This window comes from Geminicoccus flavidas (assembly GCF_009806515.1).
Lineage (GTDB): Bacteria > Pseudomonadota > Alphaproteobacteria > Geminicoccales > Geminicoccaceae > Geminicoccus > Geminicoccus flavidus.
In genome coordinates this window covers 1-610 of sequence record NZ_WUJP01000489.1, presented here as the reverse complement: position 1 = coordinate 610, position 610 = coordinate 1, and the positions used below count along the sequence as shown (strand labels likewise).

Sequence of the window (610 nt, the reverse complement as noted above, 5' to 3'; positions counted from 1 at the left end):
GTGCCGTCCGGTTCACCGGTGGAGGAAGCCATGTCCTACGACGTCATGCTGGCGCTGTGCGCCTATGCCTTCGTCACCTCGATCACGCCCGGGCCCAGCAACTTCATGCTGCTGGCCTCGGGCGCCAATTTCGGCTTCGTGCGGACGGTGCCGCAGGTGCTGGGCATCACCCTCGGCTTCGGCCTGCTGCTGCTGGGCGTCGGGCTCGGCCTTGGCAGCGTGCTGGCGGCCTTCCCGGCGCTCGACCTGGCGCTCGAGCTCGGTGGCGGGGCCTATCTGCTGTATCTCGCCTGGCGCATCGCCAACGCGCGCTCGCTGGGCCAGCAGGGCAATGGCGAAGGCCGTCCGTTGCGCCTGGTGGAGTCGACGGCCTTCCAGTGGGTCAACCCGAAGGCCTGGATCGTCGCGGTGACCGCGATGGCGGTCCCTGCCAGCCCGGGCAGCCCGTTCTGGTCGGCGATCCTGGTGTCGCTCACCTTTGCCGTCGTCAACCTGCCGAGCGTGCTGGTCTGGGCCGGGTTCGGCCTGGCGTTGCGGCGGTTCCTGTGCGACTCGGTCCGGCTGAAATGGTTCAACATCGCCATGGGCCTGCTGCTGGCGGCGACCCTCT

General features: G+C 69.2%; 1 protein-coding gene. It reads left to right on the top strand.

The features are described from left to right. Positions 1 to 30: 30 nt before the first annotated feature. On the top strand, positions 31 to 610 hold a 580-nt coding region (locus tag EQG76_RS13805; RefSeq protein WP_159714295.1), incomplete at its 3' end, for a LysE family translocator.